This window comes from Acidiplasma sp. (genome assembly GCF_038728925.1).
In the GTDB taxonomy this organism is placed as follows: Archaea; Thermoplasmatota; Thermoplasmata; order Thermoplasmatales; family Thermoplasmataceae; genus Acidiplasma; species Acidiplasma aeolicum.
Genome location: NZ_JAVYSZ010000007.1, coordinates 48,376 through 69,928, shown reverse-complemented (window position 1 = coordinate 69,928; position 21,553 = coordinate 48,376). Strand labels below are relative to the sequence as shown.

22 protein-coding genes are annotated in these 21,553 nt (G+C 34.9%); 3 read left to right on the top strand and 19 right to left on the bottom strand.

The genetic code is table 11. The annotated features are described in order from the left end of the window. Positions 1-211: 211 nt before the first annotated feature. The gene (locus QXW15_RS04280; protein ID WP_048101640.1) at positions 212-826 is read left to right on the top strand and encodes an alpha/beta fold hydrolase; all 615 of its coding nucleotides are present in this window, start codon (positions 212-214) and stop codon (positions 824-826) included. Positions 827-831: 5 nt separating this feature from the next. Here QXW15_RS04280 and QXW15_RS04275 read toward each other — a convergent pair whose 3' ends face one another. Next, positions 832-2,358 carry a site-2 protease family protein gene (locus QXW15_RS04275; protein ID WP_048101639.1) on the bottom strand — a complete coding sequence of 509 codons (1,527 nt, stop codon included), beginning with the start codon at positions 2,356-2,358 and terminating at the stop codon, positions 832-834. A gap of 87 nt (positions 2,359-2,445) precedes the next feature. Beyond that, the gene (locus tag QXW15_RS04270) at positions 2,446-2,871 is read right to left on the bottom strand and encodes a MarR family winged helix-turn-helix transcriptional regulator (RefSeq protein ID WP_048101638.1); all 426 of its coding nucleotides are present in this window, start codon (positions 2,869-2,871) and stop codon (positions 2,446-2,448) included. A 155-nt stretch (positions 2,872-3,026) separates the two neighbouring features. Between QXW15_RS04270 and QXW15_RS04265 the strand changes: the two genes are divergently transcribed. Then, positions 3,027-3,173 (top strand): hypothetical protein, encoded by a 147-nt coding sequence (locus QXW15_RS04265; protein WP_169749788.1) that lies wholly within the window; start codon positions 3,027-3,029, stop codon positions 3,171-3,173. Position 3,174: 1 nt separating this feature from the next. On the opposite strand, the gene QXW15_RS04260 is transcribed toward QXW15_RS04265, so the two are convergent. The 17 genes from QXW15_RS04260 to QXW15_RS04180 form a co-directional block, all read right to left on the bottom strand. Next, positions 3,175-3,414: a hypothetical protein gene (locus QXW15_RS04260; RefSeq protein ID WP_342790015.1), complete on the bottom strand. Its 240-nt coding sequence runs from the start codon at positions 3,412-3,414 to the stop codon at positions 3,175-3,177. Between the two features lie 25 nt (positions 3,415-3,439). After that, entirely contained in the window at positions 3,440-3,877 is a 438-nt protein-coding gene (locus tag QXW15_RS04255; RefSeq protein WP_287960182.1) for an AAA family ATPase, read from the bottom strand. Positions 3,878-3,886: 9 nt separating this feature from the next. Then, entirely contained in the window at positions 3,887-5,182 is a 1,296-nt protein-coding gene (locus QXW15_RS04250; RefSeq protein ID WP_287954747.1) for a tRNA(Ile)(2)-agmatinylcytidine synthase, read from the bottom strand. A gap of 2 nt (positions 5,183-5,184) precedes the next feature. Beyond that, complete coding sequence (uppS, locus tag QXW15_RS04245; protein WP_048101634.1) at positions 5,185-5,961, bottom strand: polyprenyl diphosphate synthase; 777 nt, start codon at positions 5,959-5,961, stop codon at positions 5,185-5,187. Between the two features lie 28 nt (positions 5,962-5,989). Next, on the bottom strand, positions 5,990-6,919 hold the full coding sequence (locus QXW15_RS04240; protein WP_048101633.1) for a class I SAM-dependent methyltransferase family protein: 930 nt from the start codon (positions 6,917-6,919) through the stop codon (positions 5,990-5,992). Beyond that, the gene (locus QXW15_RS04235) at positions 6,897-8,972 is read right to left on the bottom strand and encodes an ATP-dependent DNA helicase (RefSeq protein WP_287950283.1); all 2,076 of its coding nucleotides are present in this window, start codon (positions 8,970-8,972) and stop codon (positions 6,897-6,899) included. Before QXW15_RS04235 ends, QXW15_RS04240 begins: the two co-directional genes overlap by 23 nt. Before the next feature lie 86 nt (positions 8,973-9,058). After that, complete coding sequence (locus QXW15_RS04230) at positions 9,059-9,544, bottom strand: PadR family transcriptional regulator (RefSeq protein WP_055032413.1); 486 nt, start codon at positions 9,542-9,544, stop codon at positions 9,059-9,061. A 31-nt stretch (positions 9,545-9,575) separates the two neighbouring features. Then, positions 9,576-10,859 (bottom strand): hypothetical protein, encoded by a 1,284-nt coding sequence (locus tag QXW15_RS04225; protein ID WP_048101630.1) that lies wholly within the window; start codon positions 10,857-10,859, stop codon positions 9,576-9,578. After that, the gene (locus QXW15_RS04220; RefSeq protein WP_048101629.1) at positions 10,852-12,294 is read right to left on the bottom strand and encodes an MFS transporter; all 1,443 of its coding nucleotides are present in this window, start codon (positions 12,292-12,294) and stop codon (positions 10,852-10,854) included. Before QXW15_RS04220 ends, QXW15_RS04225 begins: the two co-directional genes overlap by 8 nt. 78 nt (positions 12,295-12,372) lie before the next feature. Further along, on the bottom strand, positions 12,373-14,127 hold the full coding sequence (locus tag QXW15_RS04215; RefSeq protein WP_055040746.1) for a proton-conducting transporter membrane subunit: 1,755 nt from the start codon (positions 14,125-14,127) through the stop codon (positions 12,373-12,375). After that, entirely contained in the window at positions 14,120-14,728 is a 609-nt protein-coding gene (locus tag QXW15_RS04210) for an NADH:ubiquinone oxidoreductase (protein WP_048101627.1), read from the bottom strand. Before QXW15_RS04210 ends, QXW15_RS04215 begins: the two co-directional genes overlap by 8 nt. Next, entirely contained in the window at positions 14,725-15,879 is a 1,155-nt protein-coding gene (locus tag QXW15_RS04205; protein WP_054964317.1) for a hypothetical protein, read from the bottom strand. The genes QXW15_RS04210 and QXW15_RS04205 overlap by 4 nt, the downstream gene beginning before the upstream one ends. Next, positions 15,866-17,191: a proton-conducting transporter membrane subunit gene (locus tag QXW15_RS04200; RefSeq protein ID WP_342790014.1), complete on the bottom strand. Its 1,326-nt coding sequence runs from the start codon at positions 17,189-17,191 to the stop codon at positions 15,866-15,868. Before QXW15_RS04200 ends, QXW15_RS04205 begins: the two co-directional genes overlap by 14 nt. Continuing rightward, complete coding sequence (locus tag QXW15_RS04195; protein WP_055040748.1) at positions 17,188-17,829, bottom strand: hypothetical protein; 642 nt, start codon at positions 17,827-17,829, stop codon at positions 17,188-17,190. The genes QXW15_RS04200 and QXW15_RS04195 overlap by 4 nt, the downstream gene beginning before the upstream one ends. Beyond that, positions 17,826-18,767, bottom strand: a complete 942-nt coding sequence (locus QXW15_RS04190) for a respiratory chain complex I subunit 1 family protein (protein WP_055040749.1) — start codon at positions 18,765-18,767, stop codon at positions 17,826-17,828. Before QXW15_RS04190 ends, QXW15_RS04195 begins: the two co-directional genes overlap by 4 nt. A gap of 185 nt (positions 18,768-18,952) precedes the next feature. Beyond that, complete coding sequence (locus QXW15_RS04185) at positions 18,953-20,455, bottom strand: sodium:solute symporter (RefSeq protein ID WP_052656756.1); 1,503 nt, start codon at positions 20,453-20,455, stop codon at positions 18,953-18,955. Continuing rightward, the gene (locus tag QXW15_RS04180; RefSeq protein ID WP_048101621.1) at positions 20,445-20,651 is read right to left on the bottom strand and encodes a DUF3311 domain-containing protein; all 207 of its coding nucleotides are present in this window, start codon (positions 20,649-20,651) and stop codon (positions 20,445-20,447) included. Before QXW15_RS04180 ends, QXW15_RS04185 begins: the two co-directional genes overlap by 11 nt. Positions 20,652-20,829: 178 nt before the next feature. Between QXW15_RS04180 and QXW15_RS04175 the strand changes: the two genes are divergently transcribed. Beyond that, on the top strand, positions 20,830-21,552 hold the full coding sequence (locus QXW15_RS04175; RefSeq protein ID WP_048101620.1) for an NAD+ synthase: 723 nt from the start codon (positions 20,830-20,832) through the stop codon (positions 21,550-21,552). Position 21,553 lies beyond the last annotated feature (1 nt).

Sequence of the window (21,553 nt, the reverse complement as noted above, 5' to 3'; positions counted from 1 at the left end):
AGTTATAAAAACTAGTCTATGAATATGCAAATCAACATGGGATGTTTCCATGTTTACAAAATTTATAGGTTATTATAAAATTATTTTATTGATTTCTAATTATTTTTTAAAATTTTTATGGGTTAAAAATCAAATATAGTTATATAAATCAAAAATTTAAGGCATAAAAAAATTAACAATGGTTTTTAACAATTATTTAATACCATAAAATATGGAAGTTGAGCAAAATACAATGAATTTATCAGGAAAAAATGTTTTTTATCTTAGCTATGGCAGGGGCCTTCAGAGGAGCTTTATCTTGCTTCATGATTCCAAAAAGGATTCATCCTCATGGTCAGGCATTGATGCATTAAGGAAACTGGGGCAATGGGGATTTAATGTGTATGCCCCGGACTATCCGGGTTTTGGAAAGTCAGAGTATAATCCAAAATACAATTTTGGTTCAAATCCTGCAGCAGGTGCAAGATTCATTAAGGATTTTTCAGATGCCGTTTACGCCGGCTTAACATATATAATAGCACCATCTGTCTCGGCGGGCAGTGCATTAAAGGCTTTAATAGATTATCCTGAAAATATTGAAGCGGTAATAATAATTGGTGGCCTGGGCGTTGATCATATACTTAAGGAATTGAACAAAATAAATAAGCCTGTGCTTATCCTGTGGGGTGGCAATGACAGCGTGGTTCCAATAAATCATGGTATGAGATACCACGATCTTATCGCATCATCGCAGTTTATAAAGATTGATGGCGCCGGCCACTGTGTGCATCTTGATAAACCTGATATATTCTTTAACACATTAAAAAAATATTTATCAGAAATATAAAAAATTTAAATCACTCTTGGTATTATTATTATATAAAACAGAAGCATTATTATGAACAGCGCAAGACCATAATATATCTTTGTAAGTGTTTTTTCATTTTTAAGGAAGCTGAATCTCTCCCTTCTGGATGCTATCATTAAGGTATCCCTGAAAAATTGGCCACCATCAAACACTGCAACAGGCAGTGCATTCATTATTCCCAGAAGGAAATCTATCCAGAATAACCAGTAGAGAGAATTAACCAATCCAAAGTATATATAGTTATTAAATGGTGTTGAAAACAGGTGCGCAAGGTTATATGGTACCGGTGAAAGCCCAAGAACAGGAAGGCCAAGAACATCAAAAAATTGGGGCCCGAAGAGGGCTGAGCCAAATATAAGGCCGCGCATTTCCTTTAATGGTATGTAATCAAGTCCGGAGTATGTTATGCCAACACCTATAAAACTCTCATTTTTATATATATTTTTATTTGCAGCAGGGTCATCCTTTTCATAGTAACTGTAAGTTGATACCGTTTTAAGTGTGTAATTATCTGTCTTTCCATTTAAAGTCATTATTTCCATTGTAATATTTGTTCCCGGCTTTATTTTATCAAGAACGTTTCCAAGTGTATTGATGTTATATATTGTTGAACCGTTAATGCTTAATATTACAGAATCAGATGGAACATGGGCCGCAGCAGCCGGAAACCCTGAAATTATCTGTGATATAAAAACTCCGGTAAGAACACTTTTATTTACCGTGGTGCCGTTGTAAAGTACAATATTCTCCATTCCCGGTTTTAAATATGAATCTGTTTCCAGGTTGTTTAGTGCAGAACCCGAAATATTCCCATATTTTATTATTTCATAACCATGGGGTATCTGTGCATTTTCTGATTCCTGGATATAAACGCCGCTGTGAACCGGGGGTGCGAGTGGCATCATAACAAAAATTAAAAGCATTAATGCTATAAATGCTATAACTATATTTATGCCCGGACCCGCAGCTATTATCCTCCTTCTTATAACGGGATCTGCATCCATTATCTCCTTTTCATCAGGCTCAACGAACGCACCAACGGGTATGACAAAGAATAAAGCGCCAACGCTGCTAACCTTTATTCCATGCTTTCTCGCAACTATTCCGTGGAATGTTTCATGGATTACCACTGCAAATACAAGTGATGCTGTGCCATAACCCAGCGGTATCAGGGGATTTATTAATGGAATTGCAAGATATTCATTTAATGGTGGGGCCTCACTGGTTGGCACATGAACTATGGTAAGCAGTATGGCCTCATATAAAAGCATTATGAATGCTGTTAAACCTCCAAGAACCACCAAAACATCAGATATTTTGCCAAATGTCTTTCCCGGGAAATGTTTGGATATGGCATCAAGTATACCACGGTTATGTGTGGATTTAATCATTAATGCAGGCCCCATTGTTGAAAAATGCCTGGTTTTATTTATGTGCGGGGAAAGGTATAGTATTATAAATATCCATGAAAATACGATTAATATAATTAAATAAATCTCATTATAAACCATAATTATCTACATAATTAAACATTAGTTATAATTTTTGCCATATGAATTAATTCTTTTAAAAAAAGTATTGAATGAAAATCATTTAAATTATTCCACATTCTCCTGGATTTTTTTGAGGAATCTTATCATATTATACTTCTCCTCATCGTTAAAATCTCTTAATGTATTTTCAATGAATTTTATGTGTAATTCCTCAACACGCATGTATTCATCCTTTCCCTTATTTGTAATCTGTATCTTTATTATTCTTCTGTCCTCTGAACTTCTCTCCCTTCTTACATATCCCAGTTTTTCGAGCTTGTCAATAACACCTGTGATCCAGCCCTGAGTCACCATATTTATATTTGCGAGCTCAATCATTGGCAACGGGCCGCGTTCAAGCAGGTTTTTTAGTATTCTATACTCTACAGTTGACATTCCAAGGGATAACAGATTTTTCTCAGATGCCCTGTACCATGTCTTCCATGTCCTAATGAATTCCCTCCAGACGTCGTAGGCCTTAATGCTTTCCATTTATATCATATTTTAATACGTAACTGGTATTTTATGCTTTCTATATAGTAAACTATTTGCCATTAAAGGATTTAGATATAAATGATTTACCCATTCCTTAAGATTTTTTATAGAAGCCATGTAATATTTTTATACTTAAAGTATATTCTTTATCCATGGGGCTAGGCAAGAGAGATTTAAACAGAAAAAAGAAAAGCATAGAGATGAAAATTCAGGAACTTGAGGAAAAGGCAAGAAAAAACCCACTGGATAAGGGCATACAGGAGGAAATAAACGAGCTGAAGAAAAAAATGGACAAATAATTTAATAGGGTGGCATTGGTTTTGTTAATTTACCATCCTTTATTGCAGGTGTATATGGTGGTACGTTAATCTCAACACATCTTACCGGCTTCGGTTCTATTCTTTTTAAAAGCATTTCTATTGAAATATCATTATCATTTGCCATGTTGCATATTGATTTTATTTCATCAGGTGTAAGCTGTCTTTCAGTATTGTCCATATATTTTATGTTTAGGCTTTTAATTTCCTCACAGTTATACATAATAATTAAATGTTAACTTATATAATTATTTTTTGAGCAGTTCATTTATTAGTTTTTTAACAGTGTCATATAATTCATTAATATCCATTCCACTGGAATTAACAGTAAATATATGATTTTCTGGAAGCAGGTCCAGCGCCTCATAATATATTATATCGGACCTCTGTGCCTCAATGTTCTCGTTTATTTTTTCATTGCCATAACCACGCTGCTCCATTCTTTTTCTTAAAATATTTTCATCATCCTTAATTATAATCACATATTTGCAATGAATCATATGGGAATAGTGAGATTCAACAACATCATATTTAAGTTCAAGCTTTCTCAGCTGGTCTATGTCCACAATGCCATCACTAATTATCCCTGTGTTTTTTAATACCTCATTAAGGGATGCACATTGTATGCCACTGTAATTGAGCATCTTACATAACGTTGTTTTCCCGGTTGCCGGTATTCCAGTAATGCATATCGTTCAGACCACCCCGAAATGACCTGCAAGCTTTAATGGCATTGAAAGGTGCCTTCTGGCTATAACCGGTACCTCATAAAAACCCTCAGATATATTTCTTTTTATTTCAACTATCTCCGGATTTTTATACCTTTTTTTGCATCTTGGGCATCTGTAATCCATCTTCCCCTTGGATCTGGTTTTAATGCCGCAGTCAGGACATATGGGTGGTTCCTTAATATATTCCCTGGATAATTTTAATATCTTTATTTTTTCAAGCTTTAATGTGCCATTATCGAATGAACCATAGGCCCTTACAAGGTCTCCTGGTATAAGCGCATTAACAATTTTTCTAAATTCCTTTGTTGGTTCAAACGCTGCAAGATTTATTTCATAGTCCCTGTATTTCATTTTTATGAAATAATGACCACCCTGGATTATATATGGATATGATGATATTATGCCTGATACTGAATAGGAACCAAGGTCAGATAGAAATTCAGGATCATAAATTATATGATCATCCGTACCCTGGTTTGTTTCATAAATTATGAAGCCCTCATCATTTATTTCAAAATTATTTTTTATTTCATCATATATGCCAAGCAAATCGCAGGGCTTTATTCCCCTTACACCGAATATAACCGGTGTTTTGAATTTTGGGAATATGGCAGGGTAATCGTTCTTATAATCTATATTATTAAAGGTTGAATCATATTTTTCCGGTATTTTTGCTATCTCCATTTTTATACTTTTATCCATAATTCCATAATGTGGATACTTATAATCCAGAAGCTCATAGGTCACACGTTTTTTATTCCAGCCAAGTGATGCTGTGGCACCTATTATTCCATGGCCGGTTCTTATTTTTTTGTAAGCTGCCCTTTTTTCGAGGAATGCCTCAATTGATGCTACTGAAATATCCTCCTGAAGGGCCCTCTCATATATCTGTGAATCGAATCTAATCTTTGATATGACTATTCCCGGATTTGTATTTTCACTATTTTTAACATAAAAATCCTCAACAATGCCCGATGCAAAATTCATAAGCTCCTCAGGTTCAGGCTCTGAAATGAGTTTTTCATATGCATATATATTATTACCGTTTATTCTGCCTATAATAATTTTTTTTCCAGCTCCTGTACCTATATTTATATTAAGGGCCCCATTGCCCCTTGTTTTATGGCTTATATTTGGATTAAGCCTGACAAGCTCCGGATATCCTATTATATCATAATGTGTTTTTGTGGCAATCTGTGATATTATATACGTTGTGCACATTTCGTTCTGGCTATCGGTATCATCCACAGCTATGTACATTTTTATCTACCAAATCTTCTTTTTCTTGACTGATATGACAATATCGCCCTTAAAAAATCCACCTTTTTTAATTCAGGCCAGTTCACATCTGCAAAGTAAAGTTCTGAATACGCTGCCTGCCAAAGGAGGAAATTTGAGATTCTTTCCTCACCGCTTGTCCTTAAAATTAGATCAGGATCTGGGAGTGTATTATCATAAAGATAATTTCTGAACATTTTTTCATCGATATCATCAACATTAATCTTACCCTTACATACATCATTGGCTATCATTTTAACAGCATTAATTATTTCCTGCCTTCCACCGTAACCTATTGCCAGATTAAACCTGAATCTTGAAAACTTCTTGGTGGTATTTTCAACATTAATAATGGTGTTTCTTAAGTATTCAGGAAGTGATGATAATTCACCTATTACATTAACCCTTATTTCGTTTTTGTATATTCTGTCATCCCTTAAAAGATCATTTAATGAATCGTTTATTAATTTAAAAAGAAAATTAACCTCATCATTTTTCCTCTTAAAATTCTCCGTTGAAAATGCATAAACCGTAACAACCTTTATGCCAACCTCCATGGCCCAGTCAAGCACCTCCTCAAGCTTGTCCTTTCCCCTTACATGCCCTTCATTTTCGGATAAACCGATGGATCTGGCGTACCTCCTGTTGCCATCTGTTATTATTCCAAGATGATTTGGTACCCTGTCCTTTTTAATTTCAGCCAGAAGGGCGTTTTCATAAAGATTTGAGGCTATATCACCAATCCTGTTAGCAATACTCATTTATTAATAATTATTATTTAGTATATATTTATAATTTTTTTAACTCTATTGAATACATATTCTTGAATTTGGAAAATCCATGCACTATTCTTTTATAGACTATCTCCAGGCCTGCTGATCTAAAGTATTCCATTCTGGATTCTAATGTTTCGTAATCACATATTTCATAGTAGTTTATTATTCCTCCAGCTGAAACACTGTTAATGGCATCATTTATAAAGTTAAATGCACCGTGGGGTAAATTCATTATTATTCTGTTGAAATCATGAAATGATTTTATTAAATTTCGGGAATCACCACAGTATGCCTCAATTTTACCCTTTAATGAATTTAGCCTTTTATTTTCATTCAAAAGTTCTATTGCATCACAGTTTATGTCAGATGCTATTATATCACATTTTATTCTGTGTGCTATTAGCACGGAAAACGGGCCAACACCGCAGAACATGTCAAAGATTTTCTCATTCTCATTTATCTCATTGGCAATTCTGGCCCTCTCTGTTGCCAGTCTCGGTGAAAAATATGCCCTTTTTATATCAACATGCAATCTTATGCCATTTTCCCTGTAAATTGTTCCTGTGTTATCCTCACCGTATAAAAGTTTTACATCCCTTGTTCTGTATTCTCCAGTAACACCTGAGTCGAGATAAATTGATTTTATTTCCTTTCTCATTTTTATTATATCGACCAGCTTTTGAGCCTCATCAAGTTTTTTGCCCTTTATTACGGCAATATCACCTATGATGTCATATGAAAATGAGTGGTTATAATCCTTAATGCTATTATTTTCAATAGGATTTATATCAACTATTTTATATCCCTCCGGTGGCCTTATTACAGGAATATATACCATGGAGCCATCATGCTGTACTCTATATTTTTTGTTAAATAATCCCGAAGATTTGCAGTATTCTATGGCTGCCTGTGCATATTCCTTATCTACCGCTATATGAATCAAGGTTGTTCCCCTTATAATACTGCTTTGTTATTTTATCTGCATACTGTATAATTTCAAGGGCAAGCTTATTTGAGAAACCAAATATATTTCCAATATCCTCCATTTTTGCAGATGCAAGTTTTTCAATTGTGGTGTATCCATTGTCAAATAATCTCCTTGCCCTTACCCTGCCAACGCCCGGTATTTCTATAAGCTTTATAATATCCTCCTTAATGCCCTCCTTTATCCTTATGTTTAAATGGAATAACTGGCCTGAATATTCCTTTTTATTCATTGTTGATAATCTGTAAAGTGAATATGAAATCCAGTCAGCTGATGATACCTTTGCCTGTATATCGCCGGGGCCAATATCAAATGACTCTGCTAAGGTATTAATTGGGACCTCATTTATCCATTCCTGCAGAATTATTGCTGTTTTGGCTGCCCGCATTGATTCCTCACTGAAATCGTTTATATTATATTTATCAAGGAAGTTTTCAACATATTCATAGTCATATTCCCTGAAATTAAAAGGTATCATATCTGGCGTTTTTGATATATAATAAAGATATAATGGCTCTGAATATTCATGATTTAAACACTCTGATAATATCAGCGCTGTAACAGGGTCTATGTAAAGTTCTGATGTTATTTTTCCAAATGGCTCCACTTTATAAATATCATTTTCCTCCGAAATAAAACCATTCTCCTTTAAAAAGTAAATGGCCCCGTCAAATGCCAGTGAATAATCCTTTATATCGTTTTGAATGGCAAGCAGTGTTTTTTTATAAAAATTTAGTATATCATCGTATTTCCTTGCCATTCCAGAGGATATTAGCGATAGTATGTTAAACCTGATCAGACTGTTTGAATCCATCTTGGATATCACAGGCTCCAGATCACCATTAAGATAGTTTTGTGCAACCTTTAGCATTGATTCACTTGATACAGTTATATATCCATAACCTATTTTATCGTATTTTGGCCTGCCAGCCCTACCAAGCATCTGCTGTACCTCTATATTAGAAATTGGCTTACTGTAACCATCGGAATACCTTGTAATATCCCGTATAATAACTGTTCTGGCAGGCAGGTTTACACCGGCGGCCAGTGTTGGGGTGGCCACAATTATCTTTATATGTCCCTTCTTAAATAGCTCCTCAATTGTTCCTCTCTGTTCATTTGAAAGTCCGGCATGATGGTATGCAATTCCATGCGATATTAGGTCTATCATTTTGTCATTTAAATTCTCAAGCGGCAGTTCAAGATCCTCAATATTCGTGCCAAAATCAAAATTATTCTTTAAAAGTTCAGCATATTTCTCAACATTCCTTCTGGAATTTCTGAAAACAATACACTGACCGCCATCATTGACGCTGTTTTCAATTAAAACAAGCTCGTCCTTATTTCCAAGGAATTCTTTTTTTCCGTCCCTTATCAGTGAGTGCCTGTAAACAATTCCAGTTTCCAACGGAACCGCCCTAAAATCTGATATTACGGTTTCGGCATTCATCCACATGGCCATTTCCTTAATGTTTGAAACCGTTGCTGAAAGCCCCAGAAGTATTATATCCGGATTAAGGTATAAAATTGAGGATATTACAGTTTCAAGTTTTGGCCCCCTGCTTTCATCTGAAATTGTATGAATTTCATCAAGTATAACAAAACCAAATTCATTTAGTATATCAGGATCACGATGTATCATTGAGTCAGCCCTTTCTGACGTGCATACAATAACATCATAGTTCCTTACAAATGATGGTGGTATATCGTAGTCACCAATGGATATAGTTACCCTCATCCCAAGAGACCTTAAATTTAGAAGTTCCTGATACTTTTCCATGGCCAGTGACCTTAATGGAACTATGTAAAGTGATTTCTTGCGCTTGAGGAACGTTTTATATATTTCTATGTATGCAATTAGAGTCTTCCCTGAGGCGGTTGGAACGGAAACTATCACATTTTTTCCCGATATGAGTTTTTGGACCGCCTCCTCCTGATGTTTATATAATGAAAAATCATTATTATCTGTTAATTTTAAAAAATCTGCAGGAACTATTGATGTTAATTTCATTAAATCAATATTATTTTCATTATTAAATAAGTTTTTAAAAATTTACTTTTTAAATTATTATTCATATCATCAATTACTAATAAATATTATTTTGTTTTCTGTAATTTCTCCGGATTAAATTCATTAAGATAATTTATTATATCATTAAGTTTCTCTTTTTGCCCATTTTTTTCCAGTATAAATGAGTACCTTATAAGATTAATAATTCCCGGGCCTATTTTCTTAATTACATTTTTAAGAACAGTAAAATCATTAATGTCTGTGAATACGTTTATATATGGAAATTCCTGGCTTATTGTATCTATAATGGCCTCATTTTTGATCTCATCATTAAGTTCCATCAGGTTATTTATCAGTTTTTTACCGGAATCCGTTAAAAAATAATATTTTTTATTGTTTATAATTTTTGAATATATTAATCCTTTTTTTAATAAATTATTTATTGCGGGCATTAACGCACCATTTGATATATTTCTGTGGGTATTTGTGCTTAATATACGTTTTGCGAGGCCGTAACCTGTCATTTCCTTCAGGTTAAGTATATACAGTATTCTTAGTGTATAATCATTCATAGTTTCACATTTGATAAAGTTTTAATTAAATTTATTTTTTGTTATTTTTATTCATATTTTTTTCCTTTTTATGGCTGTGCCTTACCGCTGCTCCTATTATTATTAATATGGCTATTACAAGCACTATTGGAACAAGATATTCTGGTTTTATTATGTTATGTTCGATTTCCTCATCAGGTGATGGTGATACCTTTTCTGTAAATGTTGCGGTTTTGTAGAATACAGATTCCGTATTATTAAACCTGTATTCCACAAGGAGCTGAACAGGATAATTACCACTGTATACATCAGAAACATCGACTATAAATGTAACCCTCAGGGACTGCCCGGGTTTTAAGGAGGAGTATGTAACATTATCCGCATCCAGGGCTGCCAGTGGGTTTGATGATGGTATGTGTATTGATATTACACTTGGCATTAGCATGTGTATATTTAAATCCCTGAATGTCTTATTGCCTGTATTGTTTATATAAAATGTAATTATCTGTTTTTTCTCACCCGATACCAGTTTATCTGATGCCTCAGTTATTTTTAGATTAACATACTGATCTGAATTTATCCTTGATTTAAGTGTATATGTTATATTATACATTGAAAAATAAATAGGCGCGCTGCCTGAGACATTTTTGGCATCTAAATAGAATGTAAAGTTCATGATTTTCCCAAGCGGATAATACTTAATGCTATAATTTGCAGGTGATATAACATTAAAATATTTAGAATAAATTCCTGCGGTTACATTATTTGCATTGCTTGTTCCTGTATTTGATGTTACCACTGTTAATTTTATTCCCTTCTGATCCTGATATATCACAGGGGGATTTGTATAATATGTTACCACAGATAAACTGGGCTGGCCAATTGGAAGTGTAAAGTTTGCATTTGATGAACCAGATGATGTTGATAATGTTATATTTTCCTCATATAAATTACCTGATGCACTGGCGCTTATGTTCACCATCTGCATTATTGTATATCTATTCCCTGCTTTCAATGAAAGTGTGTATACTGATTTGACATCACTGTTAGGACCCGATATATAGCTGTAGCTAAAAGGTGATGTAAGGTTTATAAATCCACTTACATTTTCAGTTGCAAGTGCTGTGAATGTTACATAGAGTGGTACATCGCCAGAGCCAGGGGCTGGAAGCATGCTTGATGTCTGGTTGTACCAGTGCACACCTGTAACCTCAACAGGTGCCTGTGATGATGTAAACGCACTTTTATGGTCATTAACACCAGAATACTCATATGCAAGTAATCCTGAAGCAGCAAACATAAATACTATTAAAACAGCCAAAATTTTTTTATTCATTTAAATCACCTCTTGTGTTTTTTATAAGACTGGAGATGCCTATACTTATAATTACAAATATTATGCCTATAATGTATACCATGGTAAAGGCCCTTGATGACGGGAAATCATAGAATACAGGTATATAGTTCAATGATCCCATGCTGTATGGAAGTATTGATATTATCACAGGAACTGAATACATCGATTCAATTGATCCGGCTATTGCGGGTGCTATCGACATTCCTATTTCTCTAAAAACCGTATTCATACCTGTGGCCTCACCGGCCCGTTCATTTGGTGTTGAAATAAGCAATAGATTGATGACTCCCACCAGAATAAAGGAAAATCCTATTCCAAGAACCACCGCAGCATATATTATGTCAAATATGGTCGACCTGAAGAATATTAACATTATAAATGAAATAAGCCCTATTGAAAGTCCGGTAATCATTGATGCCTTTGGCCCCTTTTTCTCAGTTTCCAGTGATGCAAGTGGGGCTGATACCATGGCCATAACTGTTGCCGGCAGCATTATTATGCCAGACTCAAGAATTGTTTTTCCAAATCCGGCAGGCTCTGGATCCTGAAGCAATGTGGGCACTGTGAAGAATAGGAAGTACATACCTGACATGGCAAAGAGTCCCACAAAGTTTGCTATTAACACATTTCTTTTTCTGACAAGCTGTATGTTTATAAATGGATTTTCAGCATTTGATTCATACCTTACAAAAATGTAAAACAGGATGCCTGAAAGTATGAACATTGATATTATTGTAATTGAAGTCCATCCATAGGTTTGACCCTCAGATAAACCAAATATCAGAAATACCAGTGGGATTCCAAGAAGTGCAACACCGGCAAAGTCTATTTTTTCCCTTACAGGTTCCGCATAATCCTTAAGATAAAAATAGCTCAGGATAAACAGTGCAAATGCAACGGGAATTGCAGAATGATATGACCACTGCCACCCAAAATATTCGGTTATGTATGCACCTATAACAAGGCCTATTCCAGCACCAACGGCAAAGGTCGCACTCATTATCCCCTGTGCAAGTGCAAGTTCCCTTTTTGGAACAACATCATTAATTATGGCATATGCCAGTGGAAACATGCCAAATCCAATGCCCTGTATGACCCTTATTGCTATGAGCTCGTCCAGTGTGGTGGCAAATCCACCAAATGATACTGCAATGGCATATATCAGTGAAAGAATTAAAAATACCCTTCTTTTTCCAAAAACGTCACCGAGCTTTCCAAATATCCCTGCTGCAACGGTTCCTGTAATAATGTATGCAGTTATCACCCATGAAACATTATCGTATGTGGTATCAAAGAATTTTATAAACACAGGAATTGCAGGCACTATCATGGTTTCAACATATACAATTAAGGTACCCGCAAATGCCATGAGGCCGAGTATTATACCTGAATCCCTGTTTTTTGTTGTTATCATGTCTAAATAGACATGTCTAAAAAGTATAAATACTTAACCGGTAAACAATTAAAAAAAATAAATTTATTTTTATAATAATTATAATGATACAATTATAATGATTATTATGAATGCAATTATCATATAAACCATATAATAGCTTATTGAGCTGTTCATGATCCTGTATCCAATATATCTTGCACCATTTCTAAAACCCCTGGCGATTTTTATCATTGCAAACCAGAATATGTCAACCGTCTCCATACCTGATTTTTTGTTCCCTGTTTTTAATATTCTTTTTAAAATTAGTCTTATGCCACTGGAATATGAAAATGATGTGTACCCATCAAAATCTGATACACCATTGTTCCATGGCATAACCTTTCTGGTCTTCGGTTTTCCAAAAATTGCATATGTAAGCAATGAAAATATGATTATTAATACTAAAATATAAAATGGTGTTACCAGCCCAAAATCATTTTCATTAAATTTTGATTCTATCATAAATCCATTAAAAACCAGAACTTCAGGTATGCCAGATAAAAATTCTGGTTTAATAAATATTACGGATACAGCAAAAAGTAATATCAGCAAGAGACCGGTGGCAAGGACTGTATACGTTTTAAGATCATTTTTTTCTATTTTCTCATCATGTTTATCACTAAAATAATAAATTTTAAACATTGCAGCTGTGGCAAAACCCTCGCCGATGGCAAGTACAGAACCACCTATCAGGGAGGCAAGCCCGCTGATGCCTCCCAGGTACGCACCCATGAAAAATGATTCAAGGACCATCCATGTTCCAAGGCCTCCAATTCCGGGGAATAAACCGGATAGTGATGAAAAAATAAAAAATTTTCCGATTTTATTGGCACTGCTGGAATTCTTTGATACCATGCTGAAGTATTCCGCACCGGTATTGCCAACGGACATAAAAAGGCCTGTTTTTGCTATGGAATGCCCCATTGCGAAGATTACTACTGAAATAATTATAAACATCCTTAATATGTGATCATTAAATGTAACATAAAGGCCAATGGCTGACAGAAGGGTGCCGTTATTCTCTATGGTGCTAAACCCACCCAGTGATTTCATATTTTCCGATATATAAGCATAGAGTGATCCAAATATAACAGATATCACACCTATGGCGGTAAATAGGATTCCTATGGTCTGTGATTGTGGTGATAATAATGCGATTTTTGTTATGCCATATACACCCATAAGCGTCATGGTGGCGCTGAAAAGTGCAGATGAATTTGCCGGGGCACTTCCATGTGCTATTGGAAGCCACTCGCTTATCATAAATGGTGTTAACCCCATTTTTGACATTGCACCAATGGTAAAAATTAAAAGTACATAATCATTGGTTAGAATGTTAAATCCAAAATTGCCGGTATAAAAATATGACATAACCGCTGCTGTAATAATAAAAACTGTGGATATTTCCGAGAAAAACATAAAAACATAGGCCTCAGCATCATTCCTTTTATTGACAGCAACGGTAACATATGCAGGTATTGACATAATTTCCCAGCCTGTTATGAATATTAAAAAGTTTGATGAATAAAGTATAACCATCATGCCTGAAATTGTTAAAAGGAAAAGCGGGGAAAGCCATTTTCCGTAGGATTTTGAGTAGGATATGGAATATATTGATGATATTATCCATACCGCGCCTGAAATCATGTAAAAGTACGTTATATAATTATATCTGTTAAATGTGATAAAAATAAAGGCAATTGAGGATATTACGGATAATACATATGCAAACGTTCTGTATTTAATCGATACGGGTACAGAAATAAAAATTATTACAAGTGGAATATAATATAATATATTTATATTAATCACCTCTGTACCTTAAAATTGCAGATATGATTGAATATGGCGTTGGTGGGCAGCCAGCTATTTCCACATTGAATTTTTTATTTATGCCTGAGCCAATAATTCCACCTGAAAGTGTGCATGCCCCCATTGCTATTACTATTTTTGGATCTGGCATTGCGTTGTATGCCTCTTCTATTATTTTTTCCATGCCGTTTGTATAAACACCCATAATAACAAGGGCATCGGCATGCCTTGGAGTTTCAGCCTCAAATATGTTAAACCGGTTTGCATCATACTGTGGAGAAAATATCGATTTTAATTCTGCATTGCATGCACCGCATGTGCCTGAGTCAATAGGATACAGGTAAAATGATCTTTTAAATATTTCAGGCATTTTTCCATGGATGTTATATATATTCTGGTTACCAGTTGGTCTTAAATCGCACCTTCCACAGAAAATGCATTTTTCCTTAATCCATGTTCCATTACTTATGGCACCTGTTGGGCAGTCATAACTGCTTTTTCCCTCAAGAACTGATGGATAATCAGGTTTAAACATGCTTTCATCGGGATTTTTTTCAGTTTTTATCCCCTTTTTTATACCGTTAAGAAACCATAGTGTCATATAAAATTCACCCCCATTTCAGAAACCCATATGCCAAAACTTTCCCATACAAAAAAGAAATCTGTGAAGATATTACCAGGCAGTGCCTTTTTAAATGCATAAAGATTAAGAACCGATGGTGATGACATTATTATATCAGATATTCTGCCATGATCAATTTTAACATAATAAAATATGTCCCCCTGCGGGGATTCAATTCTGGCGGCCCCCTCACCAGATTTATTTAAATCATATTTTTTCATGTAATGTTTTTTAATACCTGTATTTAATATTATATCACATGCTGAAAATATTTCATTGCTTCTAACCATGAATCTTGCAAAAACATCACCGGAACTGTACGTGCATATCTTATAACCATCATAGAGTAATGATTTTGAGTCAATTCTGGCATCATACTTAAGGCCGGCTGCCCGGGCAGCAGGGCCAATGGAATTTACATCCTTATATATTCCATTCTCCTGTAGCCTGTCCATAAATATCTTTGATGCCAGGAGGTCATTATACAATAATCTGAATTCCTTTTCAATATCACCAATTTCTTTTAAAACATAATCAATATTCCCATTAACCATGTTTATTAAATTTGCACCGAAGAAAAATCTGTGCCTGAATGATACTGAAATGATCCTTGATACCCTCTCTATAATGTAAGAGACCTGCTTCTCTGGTACGGAAAAACCTGCAGACTCACATAATCCCTTAATGACATGCAGATTTGATCTTATCCTTTCAAGTTCTATTTCAATTATTCTTTCATTGTTTGAATCAGAATTTTCTATTTCCAGGGCATCCTCAACTGCAAGCAAAAAGCATACTGAATTTGATGCTGCATGGTATCCATTTACCCTCTCTATTTTTAAAAGTGCAGTGTATATATCATCATTAATAATTTTAATATCCCTCATCTTATAAGATGGATTAACATCAACATTTTTTATTATCTCGCCTGGGGTTTGAAGGGTAAATCCTATGGATTCCTCAAGGCCGCCAGCAGATGGTCCATATGCAAAATTTATCTCATCTGGATTTTTTTCATACATTCTGCTTTCTTCATCCATTACTGAAATAAAGCCCTCAGAGTATATACTGTAATTTTTATATTTTCCTATCAGCCTGCCAGATTTAATCCCATTTTTATAATATTTCATTTATTATCACCAGAAATACAATTCCAATAAAAATGGCAATAATACCTGAAATAAGGGGTATTATGGAGCCATTTGTTTCATTATACTTATAATCCCCCTTAAATATCATTTTTGAAACATTCAAATTAATGGAGACAAAGGCAATAAAAATTGAGATTAAAATAATTATGAACTGTGCATAGTAATGTATTGTAATCACCGAATAAAGTATAAGAAATTCTCCAAAAAACGTTCCATATGGCGGTGTCCCGGTAACAGCAAAGGATGATATTAAAAGGGATGAGGAAACGATCTTATTTTTCATAAACCCTGAGATATTATTAATATCCTTCGTCTCGGATATCTTCATAATTTCTCCGGTTGAATAAAATGCACCAGCCTTGCCAAAACTGTGGGCCAGTAAAAGAACAAGGGAGCCAACAAGCCCGGCATATGTACCTGTACCAATGCCAATTAATGCCATGTTCATATTCTCCATTGTTGAGTATGCGAACATTCTCTTGTAGTTGTGCTGGTAGGTTAAAAACAGCGCCGCAAATAAAACTGATACCGTGCCTGCCCACACGAATATTTCAGGCATGGGATATATCTCATATATTCTGTAAAGTACATAAAGTGCTGTTGGAAGTAAAACACCGGAAAACATGGCACTGACCGGGGCAGGTCCCTCACTGTGCGCATCCGGAAGCCATGTGTGCATTGGAAAAACCCCAACCTTGGTACCAAATCCAACAAGGGCTATGCCAACAGCAAGCCTTACAGGCAGATCACCAGTGCTGGACCGGTATATAATTGCGGTAACTTCCAGTGTATGGAATGAATAATATATGAGTATTACAGATATAAATGCAAATGTAACCCCTGCAGAAACTATAATTATGTAACGCCATGTGGCCTCAAGCGATGCATCATTTTTTTCTGTTATTATTAATAGTGCTGATGATATGGTTGTTGTTTCAATACCCACCCACATGAATCCATAATTATTAACCATAAGTGCAAATTCCATTGAGATGTAAAAAAAGTTCATCAAAAGGTAATAATTTTTTTCTGTAATTCCCCTATTCTCGATTCCCTCTATGTATTTTCTTGAATAAAGTAGTGACATTAAATATACTGATGAAACCATTAGAATAAATATAAAATTTATCCTTGTTATGAAGAAAAACCCTTTATAATTAAGGCTGAAATATAATGGTATTAGCATTATCATTTCCAGAATGGCCCCGGCAACAGATGCATTTTTAATGCTTTTATAAAAAGCGCTCGCTATAAGTGGAATTATAAGTATAATTAAAGGTACTATTATCATCCCCTCAACTCCTCCATTCTTTCATGTACATTTTTTTCAATGCTTATAACAGAGAATATTACAACAAGTATTAGCACATCCAGAAAAACACTGCTTTCTATTATTATTGGAACCGGCAGCAGAAATGTTCCAAGGATAATCAGTGAGTTTTCCTCCTCCACATAGCCAAGGATCTGTGCAATGGTTCTTCTTCTAGATGCAATTAAAAACAATCCCTGAAAGAATAATAGAAGTGGGAATAGTATTATGTTCTTTATAGGGAATATGATGGTTTTTATTTTTATAAAAGAAATTGAGTATACAATAAATATTGATGCTATTATGAATATGAGGTCAAGTATTAGCAGGTATGTTGTGCTTACCCTTGGCTCATACACATAGCTCAAACTCCTTGGTATTCTTTTTATTAAGAAATATGTAACCAGAAATACCCTTAAAATTATTACAAGAATGCCAAGTATTATAAATGTATAATTTTTTAGCATCATACCAAGCATGAAGGCTATAATTGCAATAATAAGCGATTGAAATGCCAGTGTTAAAACCATAGATCTAAGATACTTGTTGCCCTGAATGTAAAATCCGGTGATAACAAGTACAGCAGATATTAAATAAATAAGTGTATAAATTATGTTCATCCAATCACCTCTGTTAAAATCAGGAAAAGTATTGAGAAAATAAAGGCCACAGCAAGAAAGTCTACAACCTTAAACAGTCTTAGCTTGGCCATGGTTGTATCTATTATGAGCACAATAATTATAAGAAACAACCATTTTAAAAACATTACAGGTATGTTTAATAAGAAATCTGGAAATGTGTTTGTTATTCCCCACGGTATTAAAAACACATTTAACAGGACCGACCCAAGCAGATACTGTTTAATGTATGAAGACCATTTATTTACTGCAAGCAGCTTGCCACTGTATTCATAATCTATTCCAGAATCTATCATTCCCATTTCCTGGAGACCCTCACTCTGTGTGGGTATCCTTCCAGATTCATAAATGAAAATCATGAAAAACGCAAAAATGGCAAAGATATGAACAAGGCTAAGATTTGATAATGGATGGGATATCAGATAATTATTGGTTACATAGGGATTGTTTGTGCCCGTTATAAGTGCCACTGCAAAAAACACCGTTATAAGTGTCCCCTCACTAAAAAAATTAAATGATAAAATCCTTGATATTCCAAGGGATGAAAAATTGCTTCCCGAGTCCATGGTACCAGCAATTTTAACAAATGCCGCCACAGAAAACAGTATTGCACCAGCAAAAAAATCGCCCGATGCGGTAAATATAATGGGCCTTGACATAAATACGGGAATAATAAGTGCAATTAAAGAATATATTCCAAAGGCAATATAGGGTGCGACTATAAAAAGCCGTGTTGATTTAAAGCTTATTAATGTCTCCTTTTTAAGGAGCTTAAAGATATCATAATAAGGCTGAAATATGCTAGGTCCATGCCTTGATTCAATAATGGCCTTTAACCTCTCAAAGATACCTGCAAATAACGGGGAAGCAAGAATAACAAATAAATATTGAGATAATGTCTCCACAACCAGATGAATCATGGTATCACCAAGTAGACGTCATCAGCCCTCTGGCATTGTGGAGACGTCATTCCATACCGGTATATTATTTTTCATTATTTAAAATTTATTTTTAATTTGCTTACATATAATGACATTTATAATATTAAAATGGTCCTAATTTTTAAATAAATTTAAAAAAAGGAATTTAAAAAATATTCATAAAATTAACTGCTGTATTCAAAGTCCTTTTCCTCTATTGTCCCCTCCTCTTTAACATGTTTGGTAAGGTACATTACAAGTGTTATAAGGCCTACAACGAGCAGATTTATGCCAAGCCCTATAAGGCCTATGTAAACCTCAAAGAAGTATTTATAGAATGATACTGTTAGATTCATCTGTATAAGCATTATAACTGTTATTACTAGGCTTACGAACCATCCTATTCCAACAGACCACTTGTTTAATTTCCTTGTGTATAATGAAAGAAAGACCGCCGGTAATGTTTGAAGAACAAATGCACCGCCAAATGTCTGTAAGAATATTATCTGCCTTGATGCGGCCGGCACAAATGAGAATATCAGGGCACCAAGAATAACAACCACCACCATTATCCTTGTAACAACGGATTGCCTTGCGGATGAGGCCTTTGGATTTATGTATTCAAGATAAAGATTTCTTGTAATAAGGTTTGCGGATGCCAGTGCCATTATGGATGATGGCACTATGCTGCCTATCACAACCGCGGCAAATGCAAAGGATGAGAACCATGATGGGAACATATGTTCTATTAGATACGGAAATGCAAAGCTGCTTGCCGGTGCACCATGCTTACCGTCAAATGGCATTCCTAGAACGGCAACTGCGGCCACACCCAATAATGTGACAAATAGCAATAAAACGCTGTATAACGGTAAAAGGGATGAATTCTTTTTTATTGTGTTTGCATCCTTTGAACTTAAGGCCCCGGTAAATGCATGAGGATACAGGAATAGGGCAAGTGCAGATCCAAATGCCAGTGTAACGTAGCCGGCATCGAGTGCAGGGGATATATTAAGGTTTAATCCGGCTACCTTTGCATCCGAAAATATTGTGCCAAAGCCTCCGAGTTTTATTGGCACAACAATTATTATTGTAAGAACAGCAGCCCATATAAGAACATCCTTAACAATGGCTGTCAGTGCTGGACCCCTTAGGCCACTTATAAGTGTAAATCCTGCAACAAAGAGGAATGCCACTATAAGGCTTAACTCAACGGGAAGCTTCATTGAATCCAGTAATACCTCTATGCCAACTATCTGCAATGCTATATATGGCATTTCGGCAACAACACCTGTTAGTCCAACAAGAAGGGCAAGAAATCTTGATGAAAATCTATCCTTTACATAATCCCCTGCTGTTATGTATCCCTTATTTTTTGAAACCGCCCATAATTTTGGCATGAATATATAAACTAACGGATACACAAGAACAACATAGGGTACTGCAAACATGGCAAGCCCGCCGGCTGATGCCTCAAGGCCCGGTACCGCTATAAGTGTGTATGCAGTATATATATCACCACCTATAAGGAACCATACTATTACGGTACCAAACCTCCTGCCGGCCAGACCGTATTCAAGCTCATTCTCAAGGCTTGCAACCCTCTTCCAGAATACGGCAAGGAAACCCACAACAATGGCAAAACCTATAAGGCCGAAGAACAGGATATAATCGAGATCATTGTACATGCTTATCACCATTTTCCCTTCTTTCATTTAAATATACTATGCTTGTGAACAGCGCAGTTAGAAATATCCATAGCATCTGAAACCAGTAGAAGAAAGGAAACCCACCAAGAGAGGGGGAACTCCTGTTGTACAGTGTTATTCCAAAAAGCAATACTATAAAAGGTATTGCCAGTAGTATTATATTTATTACTTTCATTAGTAGGCTCATATATTATAAATATTTAAACTTTACCTAGCATTTATTATACGTAATCATTTTATTATTATTTTCTAAAAATTGCATAAAAAATTTTTTAAGATTTTTTATCAGTAATCATAATAATTTTATTAAGCCTTAACTAAATATTTATTTAATTCCATTTCATTAACATTATGTGTTTAATGAAGATGAGGTTGTTGAAAAAATTAAAACGTTCTTAAAGAGCAGGCTTAATGGTAAAATCGCGGTGCTTGGAGTCAGCTCTGGAATAGATAGCTCCCTGGTTTTAAAATTACTTTCGGTTTCAATAAATACAAATAAAATTAAGGCAATTTTTATGCCTGATAGATTTACCAGGGAATCAGATTATGATGATATAAAGGCACTTGAAGATAATACCGGTATAAGGATAGAAACCATTAATATAGAGCCTGTATTTTCTTCATTTATTTCAATTTTGGGACATACCGATAAAAAAATTGAGGGAAATTTAAGGTCAAGAATCAGGGCCACCATACTGTATTATTTTGCAAATCAGTATAACGGCCTTGTAATAGGAACAACAAATCGTACCGAGTATCTTCTTGGATATTATACAAAATTTGGTGATGGTGCATGTGATATTGAACCCATTGAATTCCTTTATAAAACAGATGTAAGAAAAATATCAAAATATCTTGGCATACCAGATTCTATAATAAACAAAAAGCCCTCAGCAGGTCTCTGGGAAAACCAGTATGATGAGGATGAGCTCTCAATGCCGTATCATAGGGTTGATCAGATCTTAATTGATATATTTGATAAAAATATTCGAAAGGATACTGACGATTATAAAAAAATTATTGGCATATACAACAATTCCGAGCATAAAAGGAGAATGCCAGAAACACTGAACTAAA

What these genes read in the sequence shown, in the direction of transcription:
- QXW15_RS04265 (WP_169749788.1), top strand. Translation starts at nt 3,027, where the DNA reads ATGGGGCTAGGCAAGAGAGATTTAAACAGAAAAAAGAAAAGCATAGAG.
- QXW15_RS04250 (WP_287954747.1), bottom strand. Translation starts at nt 5,182, where the DNA reads ATGTACATAGCTGTGGATGATACCGATAGCCAGAACGAAATGTGCACA.
- QXW15_RS04275 (WP_048101639.1), bottom strand. Translation starts at nt 2,358, where the DNA reads ATGGTTTATAATGAGATTTATTTAATTATATTAATCGTATTTTCATGG.
- QXW15_RS04185 (WP_052656756.1), bottom strand. Translation starts at nt 20,455, where the DNA reads ATGTACAATGATCTCGATTATATCCTGTTCTTCGGCCTTATAGGTTTT.
- QXW15_RS04205 (WP_054964317.1), bottom strand. Translation starts at nt 15,879, where the DNA reads ATGAAATATTATAAAAATGGGATTAAATCTGGCAGGCTGATAGGAAAA.
- QXW15_RS04235 (WP_287950283.1), bottom strand. Translation starts at nt 8,972, where the DNA reads ATGAAATTAACATCAATAGTTCCTGCAGATTTTTTAAAATTAACAGAT.
- QXW15_RS04270 (WP_048101638.1), bottom strand. Translation starts at nt 2,871, where the DNA reads ATGGAAAGCATTAAGGCCTACGACGTCTGGAGGGAATTCATTAGGACA.
- QXW15_RS04230 (WP_055032413.1), bottom strand. Translation starts at nt 9,544, where the DNA reads ATGAATGATTATACACTAAGAATACTGTATATACTTAACCTGAAGGAA.
- QXW15_RS04225 (WP_048101630.1), bottom strand. Translation starts at nt 10,859, where the DNA reads ATGAATAAAAAAATTTTGGCTGTTTTAATAGTATTTATGTTTGCTGCT.
- QXW15_RS04280 (WP_048101640.1), top strand. Translation starts at nt 212, where the DNA reads ATGGAAGTTGAGCAAAATACAATGAATTTATCAGGAAAAAATGTTTTT.
- QXW15_RS04210 (WP_048101627.1), bottom strand. Translation starts at nt 14,728, where the DNA reads ATGACACTATGGTTTCTTAACGGTATAAAAAAGGGGATAAAAACTGAA.
- QXW15_RS04200 (WP_342790014.1), bottom strand. Translation starts at nt 17,191, where the DNA reads ATGATAATAGTACCTTTAATTATACTTATAATTCCACTTATAGCGAGC.
- QXW15_RS04190 (WP_055040749.1), bottom strand. Translation starts at nt 18,767, where the DNA reads ATGATTCATCTGGTTGTGGAGACATTATCTCAATATTTATTTGTTATT.
- uppS (WP_048101634.1), bottom strand. Translation starts at nt 5,961, where the DNA reads ATGAGTATTGCTAACAGGATTGGTGATATAGCCTCAAATCTTTATGAA.
- QXW15_RS04195 (WP_055040748.1), bottom strand. Translation starts at nt 17,829, where the DNA reads ATGAACATAATTTATACACTTATTTATTTAATATCTGCTGTACTTGTT.
- QXW15_RS04220 (WP_048101629.1), bottom strand. Translation starts at nt 12,294, where the DNA reads ATGATAACAACAAAAAACAGGGATTCAGGTATAATACTCGGCCTCATG.
- QXW15_RS04260 (WP_342790015.1), bottom strand. Translation starts at nt 3,414, where the DNA reads ATGTATAACTGTGAGGAAATTAAAAGCCTAAACATAAAATATATGGAC.
- QXW15_RS04180 (WP_048101621.1), bottom strand. Translation starts at nt 20,651, where the DNA reads ATGAAAGTAATAAATATAATACTACTGGCAATACCTTTTATAGTATTG.